This window comes from Arthrobacter sp. Y3223164 (genome assembly GCF_059091005.1).
This window is the reverse complement of the sequence record NZ_JBNHGF010000706.1, coordinates 1-800: the sequence shown is the minus strand read 5'-3', so window position 1 is coordinate 800 and position 800 is coordinate 1. Positions and strand designations below refer to the sequence as shown.

At 66.4% G+C, this 800-nt stretch carries 1 protein-coding gene and 1 pseudogene; both read right to left on the bottom strand.

What is annotated here, in order from left to right; translation table 11 throughout:
- Positions 1-291: Rho termination factor N-terminal domain-containing protein (locus AC5RUJ_RS17525; protein WP_494156412.1), on the bottom strand; the 291-nt coding region annotated here is incomplete at its 3' end.
- Between the two features lie 320 nt (positions 292-611).
- A pseudogene (locus tag AC5RUJ_RS17520) lies at positions 612-800 on the bottom strand (homoserine kinase); the annotation flags it as partial.

The window sequence follows — 800 nt, the reverse complement described above, 5'->3', positions numbered from 1 at the left end:
GGTCGCGCCGCCGCTTGCCGCGCCGGTGGTCTCTTCCTTGGCCGCCGGAGTTTCGGTGCGCACCGGCTGCTCGGCCTTCTTGGCCGTGCGGTCGGCCACGGAGGAGCCACGCTGGTGGTCGGAGATCGCGGCGACCAGGTCGCCCTTGCGCATCCGCGAGCCGCCGGTGATGCCGAGCTGCCCGGCCAGCACCTGCAGTTGGGCCAGCTTCAGGCCGGCAAGGCCTGCACTCTTCGGTGCAGGAGAGTCTATTGTTTCCACACCTGCGGTCAGGTCAGTGGTTTCGGTCACGAAGGATCCTTCCCCCTCGTCGGGCGGTGTGCATATGAAGCGCACCGCGTTGTTTGCTACCCGGCCGTTGCATGAGAAGCCCGGCTGGGTCCGGTATTGCCTGCGGCGTCGTGCCGAAACAAGTCCGGGTGATCAGAGATGAAAAACCTTGAAACAAGCCGTCCGGATGGAACGAGTGAGGTCCTGTCCGGCCGATGGCCGGCAGCAACGCCGTTGAGTGCCGCGGAAGGCTCCTGAAAGGCTGCACCTGGAACGGGGATCCTGCCCAAACGGCTACTCGGCTTGCTTGATCCGGAGCATCCGGCAGGTGTCCTCGCCGGTTAATCCCGGGGGTGCACTTCCACTTTAGCACCATCTGTGTCCACTGCCAGTTTCAGCACACGCCAGTTTCCCGGCGAGTCGCGGCGTTCCAGGTGCGCGGCGATGGCCCGCTGGACCTGCTCCGCTTCGGCCTCGTCCGCGGCGAGTGTCAGCACGGTGGGTCCGGCACCGGAGACGACGGCGGCGTG